Annotated in this window: 16 protein-coding genes; 7 read left to right on the top strand and 9 right to left on the bottom strand. The window is 55.7% G+C overall.

Features of this window, described 5'->3' with window-relative positions; translation table 11 throughout:
- Positions 1 to 2: 2 nt before the first annotated feature.
- Positions 3 to 977, bottom strand: a complete 975-nt coding sequence (locus tag TH30_RS16695) for a helix-turn-helix domain-containing protein (protein ID WP_114099241.1) — start codon at positions 975 to 977, stop codon at positions 3 to 5.
- 316 nt (positions 978 to 1293) lie between these two features.
- Between TH30_RS16695 and TH30_RS16690 the strand changes: the two genes are divergently transcribed.
- From TH30_RS16690 to TH30_RS16665, 6 genes are all read left to right on the top strand, one after another.
- Positions 1294 to 2511 carry an amino acid ABC transporter substrate-binding protein gene (locus TH30_RS16690; RefSeq protein WP_114099240.1) on the top strand — a complete coding sequence of 406 codons (1218 nt, stop codon included), beginning with the start codon at positions 1294 to 1296 and terminating at the stop codon, positions 2509 to 2511.
- Positions 2512 to 2620: 109 nt separating this feature from the next.
- Positions 2621 to 3493: a branched-chain amino acid ABC transporter permease gene (locus tag TH30_RS16685; RefSeq protein ID WP_114099239.1), complete on the top strand. Its 873-nt coding sequence runs from the start codon at positions 2621 to 2623 to the stop codon at positions 3491 to 3493.
- A complete protein-coding gene (locus tag TH30_RS16680; RefSeq protein WP_114099238.1) occupies positions 3490 to 4470 on the top strand; it encodes a branched-chain amino acid ABC transporter permease in 981 nt (326 codons plus the stop codon). The genes TH30_RS16685 and TH30_RS16680 overlap by 4 nt, the downstream gene beginning before the upstream one ends.
- Positions 4467 to 5201, top strand: coding sequence for an ABC transporter ATP-binding protein (locus tag TH30_RS16675; RefSeq protein WP_114099237.1), 735 nt, complete (start codon positions 4467 to 4469; stop codon positions 5199 to 5201). Before TH30_RS16680 ends, TH30_RS16675 begins: the two co-directional genes overlap by 4 nt.
- On the top strand, positions 5194 to 5910 hold the full coding sequence (locus TH30_RS16670; RefSeq protein WP_114099236.1) for an ABC transporter ATP-binding protein: 717 nt from the start codon (positions 5194 to 5196) through the stop codon (positions 5908 to 5910). Before TH30_RS16675 ends, TH30_RS16670 begins: the two co-directional genes overlap by 8 nt.
- 52 nt (positions 5911 to 5962) lie before the next feature.
- The gene (locus TH30_RS16665) at positions 5963 to 7420 is read left to right on the top strand and encodes an aldehyde dehydrogenase (protein ID WP_114099235.1); all 1458 of its coding nucleotides are present in this window, start codon (positions 5963 to 5965) and stop codon (positions 7418 to 7420) included.
- 174 nt (positions 7421 to 7594) lie between these two features.
- On the opposite strand, the gene TH30_RS16660 is transcribed toward TH30_RS16665, so the two are convergent.
- The 6 genes from TH30_RS16660 to TH30_RS16635 all read right to left on the bottom strand — a co-directional run bounded on the left by TH30_RS16660 (position 7595) and on the right by TH30_RS16635 (position 12352).
- Positions 7595 to 8068, bottom strand: a complete 474-nt coding sequence (locus TH30_RS16660; RefSeq protein WP_114099234.1) for a YaiI/YqxD family protein — start codon at positions 8066 to 8068, stop codon at positions 7595 to 7597.
- A gap of 41 nt (positions 8069 to 8109) precedes the next feature.
- Positions 8110 to 9414 (bottom strand): MFS transporter, encoded by a 1305-nt coding sequence (locus TH30_RS16655; RefSeq protein WP_258548765.1) that lies wholly within the window; start codon positions 9412 to 9414, stop codon positions 8110 to 8112.
- A gap of 71 nt (positions 9415 to 9485) precedes the next feature.
- Positions 9486 to 10214, bottom strand: coding sequence for an amino acid ABC transporter ATP-binding protein (locus TH30_RS16650; RefSeq protein WP_114099233.1), 729 nt, complete (start codon positions 10212 to 10214; stop codon positions 9486 to 9488).
- The gene (locus TH30_RS16645) at positions 10201 to 10854 is read right to left on the bottom strand and encodes an amino acid ABC transporter permease (RefSeq protein ID WP_114099232.1); all 654 of its coding nucleotides are present in this window, start codon (positions 10852 to 10854) and stop codon (positions 10201 to 10203) included. Before TH30_RS16645 ends, TH30_RS16650 begins: the two co-directional genes overlap by 14 nt.
- Positions 10847 to 11518, bottom strand: a complete 672-nt coding sequence (locus TH30_RS16640; RefSeq protein WP_114099231.1) for an amino acid ABC transporter permease — start codon at positions 11516 to 11518, stop codon at positions 10847 to 10849. Before TH30_RS16640 ends, TH30_RS16645 begins: the two co-directional genes overlap by 8 nt.
- Positions 11519 to 11569: 51 nt before the next feature.
- Positions 11570 to 12352: a transporter substrate-binding domain-containing protein gene (locus TH30_RS16635; RefSeq protein ID WP_114099230.1), complete on the bottom strand. Its 783-nt coding sequence runs from the start codon at positions 12350 to 12352 to the stop codon at positions 11570 to 11572.
- A 211-nt stretch (positions 12353 to 12563) separates the two neighbouring features.
- Here TH30_RS16635 and TH30_RS16630 point away from each other — a divergent pair, with 211 nt between their 5' ends.
- Positions 12564 to 13241, top strand: coding sequence for a FadR/GntR family transcriptional regulator (locus tag TH30_RS16630; protein WP_114099229.1), 678 nt, complete (start codon positions 12564 to 12566; stop codon positions 13239 to 13241).
- 103 nt (positions 13242 to 13344) lie between these two features.
- Here the strand turns inward: TH30_RS16630 and TH30_RS16625 are convergent, their stop codons facing one another.
- The gene (locus tag TH30_RS16625; protein WP_008892034.1) at positions 13345 to 13554 is read right to left on the bottom strand and encodes a cold-shock protein; all 210 of its coding nucleotides are present in this window, start codon (positions 13552 to 13554) and stop codon (positions 13345 to 13347) included.
- A 78-nt stretch (positions 13555 to 13632) separates the two neighbouring features.
- A complete protein-coding gene (locus TH30_RS22635; protein ID WP_114099228.1) occupies positions 13633 to 15444 on the bottom strand; it encodes a DEAD/DEAH box helicase in 1812 nt (603 codons plus the stop codon).
- Between the last annotated feature and the right edge of the window lie 54 nt (positions 15445 to 15498).

Raw genomic sequence — 15498 nt, 5'->3', positions numbered from 1 at the left:
ACCTATGGCCATGCGGCAAAGGTATCATCGCGGACGCGCTCGGCTGCGCGGCGCAGCCGCCGGTATCCACCCGGTGCCTCACCCATATAGCGTTTGAAAAACCGGCTGAAATAGGCCGGATCACGGAACCCCAGACCATAGGCAATCTGCGCGACCCCAAGCGGACTTTGTTCCAGTCGCATACAGGCTTCGCGAAGAACACGTTCATGGATCACGGTCAGGGGCGGCTTGCCCGTCGCCCGCAATACCGCAGATCCAAGGCGACGCTCGCTCACCCCAAGAGCCGTTGCGTAATCGGCAACATTCCAGTGTTCGCGAAAATGCAGCTCCAATATCTGCAAAAACCGCTGGAACGTGATAGAGCCCGGTCGATGTTTGTCGCGCTGCTCCATGACGCTCTCGGCCAGTCGCAAGACCATCGTCAGAATAATCTGCAAATGCGCACCGACCACAAGACTGGCACCAAGGGCATTTTGCATAAGCTCGGCCCGGATCGCTTCAAAGCTTCGGGTTAAAAGCGACAGGTTCTCGCTGCCTTCTGACGGGCTGACATTATGTACTGTATCAGCCGCAAGTCTGAGCGGCAGCCCACCGCTCGCCGGACTGCCACCAGCCATACCCCCATCGCCGCAATGACGCGCGACAAGGTCGTCGGCAACAGACAACAGATATCCTTCGCTGCCCGCCGTAACCGTAAAACGTTGCGTTTCACCAAGTGGCAACCACACAAGTGCCGGTGCCTTGCACTCAATCACCCCCTGCCGCAACCCGATTTGCGCATGCCCCGAAAGCATAAGCACCGCATAGCACCGGTCGCGCCGCCCCGGATCGTTCATCGCCCAGCTCTGCGAGGATAATGGATGGTCAAACCGGTCAATCATCGCCTGGGCAGTTACCGGCAACAGATCTTCAAACGGATTATCTGTTAACCGGGCAGGACTTGAAACCGGGATATAGCGCGTGGAATGCGCAGGCATGCCTTTTTATACTCCATCTATTCCAAATCGTTATATGTATAAAAGTACAATTTTTCGTCTTAAAATGTCAATTTCGTCATCTTTACATTGGAACAATTCCATCGCTTACTAGAGTGACGGTCAATGGAACCGCAAAAATAACAATACAGATAAAAAATGCGTTCCCGTTATTTTGCGTTTGCGAACTAATGGGCGGGAGGATACGCCGGAGATTTACTTTGAAACCCAAAGTAAATAATAGAATCTCTTTGCCTAAACTCCTGAAATAACGCGCAAACGGGAAAACCGTCTCTGCATAGAGATCAGGAGGAAAAGCATGGAAATTTCAGCAAAACTGCGCTTCGCGACCATTGCTGCGGCAACCACCGCACTGATGAGCTCCGCGACGCTGTTTGGTGCAAACGCACAGGAAACCTACCGCATTGGTTACGCGGTTTCAAAAACCGGCCCGGGCGCACCGGGGGCTGCCACAAGCACCATTCCCAACTACGAAATGTGGGTCAAGGAAGTCAACGATGCCGGTGGCCTGAAGGTTGGCGACAAACAACTGCCGATCGAAGTCGTTGAGTATGATGATCGCTCCAGCTCCGAAGAAGCTGTTCGGGCGGTTGAACGCCTGATCAACCAGGACAAGGTTGATTTCATTCTTTCGCCGTGGGGCACGGGTATCAACCTTGCCGTTGCGCCGATCCTTGATCGCGCGGGCTACGCTCATCTGGCGGGTACCGCCGTCACGGACAAGGCACCGCAACTGGCAAAACGCTGGAAAAACTCCTACTGGCTGCTGGGCACGGGTGAACAATATGCTGTTGAAATGGCCGAGTTCCTCAAAGGCCTGAAAGACGCAGGCAAGATCAATGACAAGGTCGCAATGATCGCCGTTGCTGACGGCTTTGGCATCGAACTTTCCAAAGCGGGCCGTGCAGCCCTTGAAGATCGCGATTTCGATCTGGTCTATGACAAGACCTATCCGCTGGGTTCCCAGGATCTTGCAACCATCGTCAATGACATCAAATCCCTTGGTGCCGACACCTTTGTGGCTTTCTCCTACCCGCCGGGTACCCTTGGCCTGACCGAACAATCCCGCGTTCTCGGTTTTAACCCCAAGGTCTTCTATGCCGGCGTTGGTACTGCCTTCCCGCTTTATAAAGATCGCTTTGGCGCCGATGCCGAAGGTGTCGTAAGCCTCGGTGGCGCGAGCGAGAATGATCCGAAAATCGCCGATTACATCAAACGCCACATTGCGTTTGCCGGTCGCGAGCCGGACCGTTGGGCGTCCATCGTCAACTGGGCATCGCTTCAGTCCCTGCATCAGGCAATCGAGCGCGCCGGTTCCACCGACCGCGAAGCTGTGAATGCCGAACTCGCCAAAGGCGGCTTTGATACCATCCTTGGCACCTACAAGCCCGGCGACCAGAATTTCTGGCAGGTCGGTCAGTGGCAGGACGGCAAATTTGTCGGTGTTGCCCCGACCAGCATGGAAGGCGCACATGAACTTGTCTTCCCGAAACCCGCATGGAAGGCCGCGAACTGATCGCGACCTATAAGGACGACCGGGGGTTCCGTGCACGCACAACGGCACAGAATCCCCGGCACCCTATCCTTGCCCTTTGGGAAGAAATGCCCTTTCTGGGAAAAAGTGAATGTTAAGCTACGCAATCTTTTCCGGGATTACTCTTGGCGGCATGTATGCTCTCGTCGCCATGGGTCTGACCCTGCAATACGGTGTATCGCGCATCATGAACCTCGCCTATGGCGAGCTGGTCATTGTCGCGTCCTTTATTGCCTTTGTTTTCATGACCTCTTTCGGGATTAACCCGATCCTTGGTCTTTTGATCATTATCCCGCTGAGCTTTGTGCTGAACTGGGCCATTTATCGCATTTTGCTGACCCCGCTGGTCGCCCGCGCCAAAAACCGCGGAATGCTTGAAGTTGACAGCATTCTGGCAACATTCGGCCTGCTGTTCATCGTTCAGGGTGTGCTCCTTGTCTGGTTTGGCGGCAATTATTACAGCTATGACTTTATGAATAATGCCGTTGACGTCTTTGGTGCCGTCATCGCGGCCAACCGTCTTGTTGCCCTTGGCTTTGCGGTTGTCATTGGCCTTGGCTTCTATCTGATCCTGACCCGTACGCGTATTGGTACGGCACTGCGTGCCGTCGCTGTTGATCCGACATCGGCCCGCCTTGTTGCCATTGATGTCAATTTTGCATCCTGCTTTGCCTTTGCTCTTGGCGGTGCTGTTGCAGCCGTCGGTGGTGTTCTGGTCAGCATGTTCCTGACCTTTTCGACCTCGATGGGGGTTGTCTTTACCATGAAGGCCCTGATCGTCGTGATCATGGGCGGTGTTGGCAACCTTCTCGGCGCGCTGGTTGCGGGCCTGATCCTTGGCGTCGCTGAAAGTCTGGTTGCAACCTATATCGATCCGGGCCTGACCATTGCGGTAACCTATGTGATCTTCCTGCTGGTCTTGCTGGTCAAACCGTCCGGCCTGTTCGGGAGGGCCACATCATGAGCATCCTGAAACCCGATTTCATCAAACCGGTTGCCATCGGTGCCGTGATCTTTGCCGCTCTGGCCTTCCTGCCAAGCTTCGCCGACAGCTATTATATGTCTCTGGCCATCAGTGTTGTCAGCTTTGCCGTGCTTGCGACCGCATGGTCGATGTTTTCTGGCCCGACGCGCTATATCTCGCTTGCCACTGTCGTATTCTTTGGCATCGGCGCCTATACCGTGGCCGTACTTGGCGAAATCATGGCTTTCCCGCTGGTGCTTGTCTGTGCCGGTCTTGCCGGAACGGTTGTTGCCCTTCTGGTCGGTTTTTCGACCTTGCGGCTGGCGGGTGTCTATTTCGTGATCTTCACTTTCGGCCTGACCGAACTGGTCCGTCAGGTGGTCAGCTGGTACGAAGTCAACGTTACCCGCGAAATGGGCCGTTATGTCTTCCTTGATATCACCCAGAACGACATTTACTGGCAGTTGCTTGCGCTGTTTGCCGTCTTGCTTCTGACCGGCTTTGTTCTGGGCCGGTCGCGCCTTGGCTTTGCTCTGCGCATCATTGGCGAAGACGAAACCGTCGCCAAACATTGCGGCATTGACGTTACCCGCGTCAAAGTGGCCCTGTTTGTTCTGTCTGCCCTATTCATGACACTGACCGGCGCAATCATCGCGCCGCGCTGGACCTATATTGATCCAGTGATTGCCTTTAACCCGATGCTGTCTTTCCAGGTTGTCATCATGGCACTTCTGGGCGGTCCGCGTCGCTTGCTGGGTCCGCTTCTGGGCGTCATTCCACTGACCCTTTTGTTTGAAGTCCTGACGGCAAGCTTCCCGAACCATTTCAGCATCCTGCTTGGCTGCGTGTTCATGGTGATTGTCTATCTTCTGCCCGGTGGTGTGGTTGGTCTGTATGAAAAATACCGTGCGCCCAAAAAGCGCACTCTTTCATCCAGCCCCGAAACCACCCGCAAGTCAGAGGAGAAAACAGCATGACCACAGAAGTTCTTCTGTCGATTTCCGGGCTGCACAAGGCCTTTGGCGGACTGATTGCCGTCAACCAGATGCAGTTTGATGTCCATGCGGGTGAAATTGTTGGTCTGCTCGGCCCGAACGGATCGGGCAAGACCACGGTGATGAACCTGATCTCTGGCGCGCTTCAGGCCAATGAAGGCAAGGTCGTGATCAGTGGCAAGGACATCACGAACCTGCCCGCACACAAGATCAGCCATTCTGGCATTGCACGCACCTTCCAGCTCGTGCGCGTCCTGCCTGATCTTGATTGCATCGAAAACATCGAAGCGGGTCTTGCCTATCGTACCAAGCCGCTTTGGGGCGATGCTGCCCATGCGGCCGCACTCGAACTTCTTGACCGGATCGGTCTTGCCAAACAGGCTCATACGCCTGCGGGTGATCTGACCTATATCGATCAGAAACGTCTGGAACTCGGGCGCGCCCTTGCCCTTCAGCCCAAGCTGCTTTTGCTTGATGAATGGCTTGCGGGCCTGAACCCGTCCGAACTTCAGGATGGCATTGCCCTTGTTCGACAACTCAAGGACGAAGGGCTTACCATCATCATGGTTGAACATGTGATGGATGCCATTCGCAGTCTGTGTGACCGGTGCGTCGTCATGAATGCCGGAACCAAGATTGCTGATGGCACGCCTGACGAAGTCCTTTCCGATCCTGAAGTCATTCGTGCCTATCTCGGAGACAGCCATGCTTGATATCAAAAACCTGTCTGTATCCTATGGCAAGCACGCAGCCCTGCGCGACGTATCGCTGACCGTTGATCGCGGCGAGATCGTTGTGATGCTCGGTGCCAATGGCGCGGGTAAAAGCAGCCTGCTCAAGGCCTGCGCTGGTCTGGTTACCGCCCATGACGATACCAGCATCAATCTTTCCGGTGCCGAACTTACCGATCTTTCCGCCCATAAAATCGTCGAGGCCGGATTGGCACTCGTCCCCGAAGGTCGCGGTATTTTCGGTGAACTCACGGTACGAGAAAATCTTGAACTGGGTGCCTTTGCCAAGCGCGCCCGTGCATCGGAAAAGCAAAATCTTGATCGGGTGATCGGCCTGTTCCCCAAACTGGCCGAACGTCTGGGTCAGGCCGCCCGCACCATGAGCGGCGGCGAACAGCAAATGGTCGCCATTGGCCGTGCGCTGATGTCGAACCCCGATATCTTGTTACTTGATGAGCCATCCCTTGGTCTTTCCCCCATTATGACCGGAGATTTGTTCAAGGCGCTTGCCGCCATTCGTACAACCGGGGTTGGTGTTCTTCTGGTCGAACAGAATGCGCACCAGTCCCTCGCCATATCAGATCGGGGATATCTGATTGAAAATGGAGCCATCACCGGGCAGGACACTGCCCGGGCTCTGCAGTCCGACCCTGCTGTGCAAAAAGCATTTCTCGGCCTTGGGGCTGCGTAAAGCAGTCTTTCGCCACCTCACAGCAGATATTGAGAAAGTCAGGAGAAACGCCATGAATAATGCAAAACTTTTGATCGGAAACCAGGATGTAAGCGCCTCGAACAACCGCACGTTTGAGCGCAAAAACCCTGTCACCGGCGAAACTGCAACCATTGCCGCTGCCGCCAACGCCGCCGATGCTCGCAAGGCTGCCGATGCCGCCGCTGCCGCTTTCCCGGAATGGTCCAAGATGGGCCCGGGCGCACGCCGCAAGATCCTGCTGAAGGCTGCCGACATCATGGAATCCAAGGGTGACCAGTTCGGTCAGCTTGTTCTTGATGAAACCGGAAGCACGCGCATGTGGGGTGGTTTTAACGCCCATCTTGCAGCCAACATGCTCCGCGAAGCCGGTGCCATGACCACCCAGATCACCGGCGACATCATTCCGTCTGATCATCCGGGCCTGATGGCGATGGGTGTCCGTCAGCCGGTTGGGGTTGTTCTGGGTATTGCACCGTGGAACGCACCGGTCATTCTGGGCACGCGCGCGATTGCCATGCCGCTTGCATGTGGCAACACCGTCGTTCTCAAGGCGTCCGAACTTTGCCCGGCCCTCCATCGCCTGATCGGGGAATGCCTTGTCGAGGCAGGTGCACCCGAAGGTGTCGTCAACGTTGTCACCAACGCGCCCGAAGATGCTCCGGAAATCGTTGAAGCCCTGATTGCCCACCCGGCAGTTCGTCGCATCAACTTCACCGGCTCAACCCGTGTTGGTCGCATCATTGCGAAACTGGGTGCAGAGCATCTTAAACCGGTTCTTCTGGAACTGGGTGGCAAGGCTCCGTTCCTCGTTCTTGACGATGCCGACCTTGAAGAAGCCGTCAATGGTGCAGCCTTTGGTGCCTATATGAACCAGGGCCAGATTTGCATGTCGACCGAACGTCTGATCGTTGACAATGCCGTTGCCGATGAATTTGTGGCCAAACTGGCCGCCAAGGCCAAAACGCTGACCGCAGGTGACCCGGCCAAGGCCGAGCACATTCTTGGTGGCGTTGTAAGCGTTGAAGCAATCAACCGCATCGAGGAACTGGTCGAAGACGCCGTTTCCAAGGGTGCAAAACTGGTTGCGGGGACAGGCAAGGCCAAGGACGGCGTTCTGATGGACGCAACCCTTCTTGACCATGTTACCCCGGCGATGAAGATCTATTCCGAGGAAAGCTTTGGCCCGATCTGTGTTGTTATTCGTGCAGGTAACGAAGACGAAGCCGTTCGCATCGCCAATGACAGCGAATATGGCCTGTCGTCTGCGGTCTTCTCGACCAACATTCCGCGTGCGATGGAAGTCGCCAAGCGCATCGAAAGCGGCATCTGCCACATCAACAGCCCGACCGTTCAGGACGAAGCACAAATGCCGTTTGGCGGTGTGAAATCATCGGGTTATGGCCGTTTCGGATCCCAGGCGTCGATCGACGAATTCACCGAAATGCGCTGGATCACCATCCAGAGCGGCAAACGTCACTACCCGTTCTAAGCCGCCAGGCACGATCAACCGGGCCGCAAGCTGCCCGGTTGATTTCGAGTTACGCAGGGGGGAAGCCTGATTTGTCGTGCGTTCCCTGACAAATCAGGACCTGTGTGCAGGCCGCCGGACACATGTTCGGCGGCCTGCTTTTATTTCGGGATGATGGTGGAATATGGCAGCAGCTCAGCCGCGCAGCACGGCCTGCACCAGAACTTCAAGCGCGCTTGAAAATTTCGACCGGTCTTTCTGGGTAAAGGACGCATTGCGCCCCTGTTCACCGGTGACTTCGCGCATATGGGCGGCTATTTCGCGCCCGGCCAGTGCATTGCCGATATTGGCTTCGGTGAATTCCTGACCATTGGCCTTAAGAACCCGCGCCCCGATCTCAAGCCCGCGTGACGCCAACGGAATATCATTGGTGACGATCACATCGCGCGCGCGTGCATTTTCGGCGATCCAGTCATCAGCAGCATCGGGCTCGGGCGGGACAATCACGATTTTGATCAACGGATTGCGCGACGGGCGTATGCCACCGTTTGACACCAGGATCATCTCGATCCGGTGACGTTCAGCCACACGTTCGCACTCCGCCTTTACCGGACAGGCATCGGCATCCACAAACAAACGCGGGCGTATATTTTGGCTTTGTTCTGACATGGCGCGATCATCGCCGGGACGCGATGAAAGTCAAGCCATCTTCATGATGCTGTCTTTGCCTTTTCGGAATGGCTGGCATCTCTCATCACCGACAGAACCAGACACCCGATCGCGGCAAAGCCACAGGCAAAAAGCGTTGTCGTCTGAAAATCGAAGGCACTGGCAACAAGCCCGGTCATCAGATTGCCGATCAGCCCGCCGACAAACAGCGAACTCATATAATAGCTGGTGGCAACGCCGGGCTGTTCCGGGGCGAAGTTCTGAACAAATGTCATGCTGATCCCGGCAAATATCCCGTAATAAAGCCCGTCAAGTGCGGCCAGAACCAGCACATCGGCCAGACTGGTCGCATTGTAGATCGCAGCAAAAAAGACAACTCCCAGCACTGCGGCAATCTGCATTCCCCTGCGCTCCCCCACCTTGCGGATCAGCGACGCACAGAAATAAATCACCACCACCTCAACAAGGCATTTCACGGTGAATTCAAACCCGGCTGCGGACGGCGACAATTCAAGCTCGGTCGAGAAATAAAGCGGCATGGCCGAGATAAAGACAACATTGGCAGCACCAATGAAAAACACCGGAATACAGGCAATCAAAAGCCCCGGATTGAACGGTATTTTGACATTGGGATCACGGCTTCCGGGATGATGCGTCTTGAAACTTGCCGGCACCACCAAAAGACAGATCGCAAACCAGATCACCGCGATTGCGGCAATCGCGTAATAGGTCACCGTAAAGCCATAAGCCCCGAAAACCGTCAGCGACACAGCAGGCCCGACCATCCAGCCCAGCGACGTCTGGATCCGCAAAAGACCGTTAAACTTTGCGATATTGCGCCCGGTCTGTTCGGCAAACAGCCGACCAAACGAATACATTACCGACAGCACACCAGCCCCGATGCCAAGCAACACCGACACAATCGCGAGATACACCCAGTAAACCTGAAACGTGCCCAGCATCACCATCCCGATGGCAAAACAGATGATGCTGGGCATCACCAGAAACCTGACCGGCACACCGCGATCAATCGCCCGCCCATAGGCCCGATTGGTCAACAGGGTCACACAGACCTGAACAATGGCGACAAGGCTGGTTTTCCAGGGCGGCTCGCCAAGCCCCTCAACCACATAAAGCCCGGTCAGCGGGGCGACACAGCTGGTGGAAAACGCCCCGATCAGCAACAATCCCAACACCAGAAAAGGATAACGATCCAGCCGGGCAAGCATTGCGCTCATCACCGGCTTGTCTCCATTATCTTCAGGGCTTGCGATCCCGTCGCGCATCACAGTCACGTCCTTGTCATCGGTGGCGATATCAAGGGACCGTTCTAGCGATTCAACCAAAAATAGCGAAATCTTTCTGCGCATTGCGCCAAAGATGTCACAAAACCATCACAGGAATGCAATTTCCCTGATCAGGCCAGCCCGCCGACAAAGCTCGAAAGTTCGGGTGTTTTGGGATTGGAAAAGACTTCTTCGGGATCGCCGGTTTCATGAATGCGTCCCTGATGCATAAAGACCAGCTTGTCACAGACCTCGCGCGCGAACCGCATCTCATGGGTCACCATGACAAGGGTCATGCCTTCTTCGGCCAATTGGCGGACAACCGCCAGTACTTCATTGACCAGTTCCGGATCAAGGGCCGATGTCACCTCGTCACACAAAAGAACCTTGGGCTTCATGGCAAGCGCACGCGCAATCGCCACGCGCTGTTGCTGCCCGCCGGAAAGCTGATCGGGGTAATGCATCATCTTGTCGGCAAGCCCGACCTTGGTCAGCATTTCCTCGGCAATGGCCCTCGCCTCGGCCTTTGACTGCTTTTTGACAACCTGCGGGGACAACATCACATTTTCAAGGGCGGTGTAATGCGGGAACAGATTGAACTGCTGAAACACCATGCCGACCTGAAGCCGAAGCGCCAAAAGGTCTGTGTCGCGTTCACTGATCTTCTTGCCATCTACCATGATGACACCGTCATCAATTACCTCAAGCCCGTTGATCGTACGCAAAAGCGTGCTCTTTCCCGATCCGCTTTTGCCAATCAGGGCGATGACCTGCCCCTCATCAATCGCAAGATCAATGCCCTTAAGGACTTCAAGCGCGCCAAAGCTTTTATGGATGGCATGCAATTCAACGAGCGACATTGCGGAACTTTCCTTCCAGATGACGGGCAAACAGCGAAAGCGGATAACAAATCAGGAAATACATCACCGCGACACAGCCATAGACCGTGAACGGCGCATAGGTCGCATTGGTGATCATGGTCCCGGCCTTGGTCAGTTCGACAAACCCGATAATCGACGCCACAGCCGTCCCTTTGACGACCTGTACCGAGAAACCGACCGTTGGCGGAATGGCAATGCGCAAGGCCTGTGGCAACACGATATAGCGCATCTGCTGGGTGAAATTCATGCCAAGGCTGGCGGATGCTTCCCACTGGCCCTTGCCAACCGATTCAACGCATCCGCGCCAGATTTCGGTCAGAAACGCACTGGTAAACAGCGTTAATCCGAGTGTCGCAGCAACCCAGGGCGATACATCAAGCCCGATCAGCGGCAAGCCAAAAAACACGATAAAAAGCTGCATCAAAAGCGGGGTGCCCTGAAACAGCTCGACATAAGCGCGCACCAGTCGCACCACCCACGGATTGCCCGCCGTCCGAACCATCAAAAGCAGCAACCCGACAAGCCCGCCCAGAACGAATGCCGTCAATGACAGCAACACCGTCCAGCGCGCCGCAAGCAGCAGGTTATAAACAATATCCCACAGGGTAAATTCAGACATGACGCCGCCGTTCAAACAGGAAGTTGCCCAAAACCTTCAACCCCATCCGAAGCAGGATCGACATCACAAGATACAAACCTGTCACCACGAAATAGACTTCAAAGGCCCGGAAATTGATCGCCTGGATATAGTTCGCGCCAAATGTCAGCTCCTCGGCGGCAATCTGTGAACAGACCGACGATCCCAGCATCACAATCACGATCTGACTCGAAAGGGCTGGCCAGATTTTCTTGAGTGCCGGTAACAACACGACATAACGGAAAATCTGCACCCGGTTCATCGCAAGACTTTGGGCAGCTTCAATCTGCCCTTGCGGAATGGCCAGAATACCCGCCCGGACGATTTCAGTCGAATAGGCCCCAAGATTGACGATCATCGCCAGGACTGCGGCCTGAAATTCTGAAAGCTTCACGCCAAGGGCGGGAAGCCCGAAAAAGATGAAAAACAGCTGCACCAGAAACGGTGTGTTACGGATCAGCTCGACATAGATGCCGACAATCTGGCTGATCACCGGGGCGCGCGACGCACGCGCCCACGCCCCCATGATCCCCAGTCCAACCCCGATCACCGCCCCGATCACAGTCAGTTCCGTGGTCAGGATGACCCCGTCCACCAGAAGTTCCCAATGCGGCACGATGGCGCCGAAGTCGAATTTATAAGCCATTGATCTGCAACGATCCCGTCAGGTTAGCCAACCGAATTCCGAACCGGAAGCTCAGAGCTTTTCCGGAAGCGGAATGCCAAGCCACTTTTCGGCAATCGCATTCAGACGGCCATCGGTCATGGACGCAGCAATGATCTCGTTGACCTTGGCCATGAATTCCGGTTCTTCCTTGTTCAGGCCGACATAGCATGGCGAATTCTTGATCAGGAATTTCGGCTCCGGCTTGCGCGGCGGGTTGCGTTCAATGATCGCTGCTGCCGTGACGTTACCGGTCGCAATCAGGTCAACCTGACCGGACAGAAACGCCGAAATCGTGCCGTTATTGTCTTCATAGCGTTTGATATCGACATCTGCCGGCGCAATCTTGGTCAGTTCAAGATCTTCAATCGCACCACGGGTCACGCCAACCGACATGCCCGCAAGATCCGCAGCCTTCTCGACCGAGAAATCCGCCGGACCGAAAACGCCGTTATAGAACGGGGCATAAGGCGCACTGAAATCAATCACCTTTTCACGGTCCGGGTTTTTGCCCAGACTTGAAATCACAAGATCAACCTTGCCGGTGGTCAGATACGGAATACGGTTGGCAGAGGTCACCGGAACCAGTTCGAGCTTCACACCAAGCTCCTCGGCAATCAGGGCCGCCATATCGATGTCATAACCCTTTGGCTGCATATCGGTGCCGACCGAACCAAATGGCGGGAAGTCCTGCGGAACAGCAACCTTGAGAACACCCGCCTCGGCAATGGTATCAAGTGCACCAGCCGATGCTGCACCAAGCGGTGCGGCAAGCATAGCGACGGCCGCAATCGCCGTTTTGAAGAATTGTTTCATGAGCCTCTACCCGTCTGTCTGAGAGTTTTCTGAATTTTTAATGCACGATTTTTAACCTGAATTTGAAGCTGCACATTTTTTGAACTTTTGTCTATGAATATTTTTTTCCTCAGCGTAACCTCAGCTGAAGGACAACGAAAACCCGCTAAAAATCCGCACTTTTTGAATATAAGAATCAGTTAAACTGGTCTGACCAGAGACAGGGAAATTCATGGCACGCAGCGAAACAGCCCCGGAACGCGCGGCGCGAGACATTCGAAATCTGATTAAAAACAAGGGCCTAAAAGCAGGTGACTCGCTCCCGGCCCAGCGCAGCCTCGCATCCGAGCTCGGCATCAGCCGCACCAGCCTGCGCGAAGCCCTTGCAACCCTCGAAGCGCTGGGCATGATCCATATTCATGCTGGCAAGGGCGTATACATCACCGACCGCCAGAACCAGCCGCCGATGGGACAGGACCGCAACCGTCAGGCCGGGCAGGTCTATCAGTTCCGACTGGCGATCGAACCCTATGTCGCGGGCCTCGCCGCCCAGATGCGCAGCAAGGACCACCTGAACGCGCTCGAGGCCAGCATTGCCGATATGCGCACTGCCCTTTCGGCGGATGACCTGATTGCTGCGGCCACTGCCGATACGGAATTTCATGAAATCCTGCTTGTGGCGTCAGGCAATCCGATGTTCGCCAGGGCCATGCACCCCGCAGCCCAGATCATCCATGAAAACCAGATGCTGCCCTTTGCCAATGCAAAGGCCATTGCCGCCCCGCTTGCCGAACATGAACAGGTTTTGCGCTATGTGCGCGAACACAACCCGTCAGGCGCGCGCGACGCCATGCATTTCCATGTTCTAAGTGCCGCGACCCGCGCCAAGATCGCCTTTTTGCGCCCGTAAATTGCCGGACATTCTGCCATCTGGCCAAAACAAAACCCCCACCTGCTTGCGCAGATGGGGGCTTCGTTAATACGGTGCCAATCACAAGGAATGGCAAGCCGAATTAGGCAGCGGTCAGATCATCAGCCGAAACGCGACCCGAACGGGAATCGGTGCGCAGTTCGTAGTTGATTTTGTCGCCTTCCTGCGGGTGACCCATGCCAGCGCGTTCAACAGCGCTGATGTGCAGGAATACGTCATTTCCGCCTTCGTCCGGCTGAATGAAACCAAAACCTTTAGTTGCGTTGAACCATTTAACGGTACCAGTTGCCATCTTTAAATCTCCTATCGAGTATTGATTGGCGTTACGACACACCCCGCGTGGGTGCGCCTATAAGAGTTCGGAAAACAATCAGGCGCGTTCACGCCGCAACTGTTTTCCAGAAGAGTTGGCGCGACCTGCACCGCCCGGCTGCCCGCCAGACTGTGGGCCACGTTGATTGCGGTTGCGGTTTTCACCGCCGCGCTTGCCTTGCGGTCTGGCGTTCCGGGCGCCATTGCCCCCGTTGCCATTCGCGCGGCGTTCCTCGGTGCTGCCCATAAAGGACAGACCGGAAGAAATTGAATTGTCACCCTGCGCACGGTCACGACGGTTCCCATTGGAATCCACACGTTTGACCGGGCGCTTGCGACCGTCATTCTGGCCAGCTGCATTTTCTGCGCTGTTGCCACGACCGTTTGCAGGTTTGGACTTGAGCCCGCCCTTGTAACGGCTTTTGGATTTTTCCAGTGCCGGATTTACCGGGGCCTTTTCAGCCCCCCCGGCCGGACCGGCATTGGTATTTCTGTTGCCTTCAGCATCACGACGCTGGGCAGATTTCTGGGCATCGTCACGATCACGACGCGGTGCTGCTGCGCGCGCGCCCTCACGATCATTGCGACCGCCACGACCATTGGCGGGGCGACCACCACGACCATTGGCGGGGCGACCACCGTTTCCACGCGACTGACCGCCACCATTGCCCCCGTTACCACGACGGCCACGGTTGCTTTCGCGCGCTTCTTCGGATTCTGCTTCCATCTCGGCAGCAGCCTTGGCATCACGGCGATCAATCACAGGGATCGACTGACGCGTGGTTTTTTCGATATCGCGCAGCAAACCGCGCTCTTCGGCATCACAGAACGCAATTGCGGTTCCGCTTGCACCACCACGGGCCGTACGGCCGATACGGTGAACATAGCTTTCCGGCACATTTGGGAGTTCGAAGTTCACGACATGGGTCACGCCATCAACATCAATACCGCGTGCGGCGATATCAGTTGCGACAAGCACACCAATCTGACCGTCCTTGAAAGCATTCAGGGCACGCTCACGCTGGTTCTGGCTTTTATTGCCATGAATGGCTGCAGCACTGATTTTGTTGGCTTCAAGATGACGCGCCACACGATCAGCCCCGCGCTTGGTGCGGGTAAAGACCAGGGTACGCTTGAAAGCCGGATTATCAAGAAGCTCTGCCAGAAGCTGACGCTTGCGGGTACGCTCGATCAGATAAACAGACTGCTCAACGCGTTCCTGCGTGGTCGCAACCGGGGTCACGGAAACCTTGACCGGATCTGAAAGCATATCACCGGCAAGCTGACCGATCTGGGTCGGCATGGTGGCCGAGAAGAACAGGTTCTGACGCTCACGCGGCAACATCTTGATGATGCGCTTGATCGGCGGCAAGAAGCCAAGATCAAGCATATGGTCGGCTTCATCAAGCACGACGACATCAACATGTTTTAGGCTGAGCTTGCCGCTATCGACATGGTCAAGCAAACGACCAGGCGTCGCCACAAGCACTTCCACGCCGGGCGTAATGGCCTTGATCTGCGGGCCATGCGCAACACCACCAACGACCACGGCAACGCGGACATTGAGGAAACGGCCATAGGCACGGAAACTGTCACCGATCTGCGCAGCAAGTTCGCGCGTCGGGGCCAGCACGAGCACACGGCAAGCACCTTTGGGTGTACGACCTTCGGTTTTGGAAAGACGATCAAGAATCGGCAACGCGAAAGCTGCCGTCTTGCCGGTACCGGTCTGAGCGATACCAAGCAGGTCCTTACCTTGAAGTAGGGACGGAATGGACTGCGCCTGAATAGGGGTCGGCGCGTCATAGCCTTCTTGCGCTAATGCGCGAAGGACCGGCTCGGCCAGGCCGAGTTCGGAAAACTGGGTCAAATAAGGGTAACTCGTAAATTGGAGGCTGCAGACAGCTGGGACAATGCCCGGTGA

It is taken from the genome of Thalassospira profundimaris, from assembly GCF_003326795.1.
GTDB lineage: Bacteria > Pseudomonadota > Alphaproteobacteria > Rhodospirillales > Thalassospiraceae > Thalassospira > Thalassospira profundimaris_C.
This window is presented reverse-complemented; position numbering and strand designations above follow the sequence as displayed.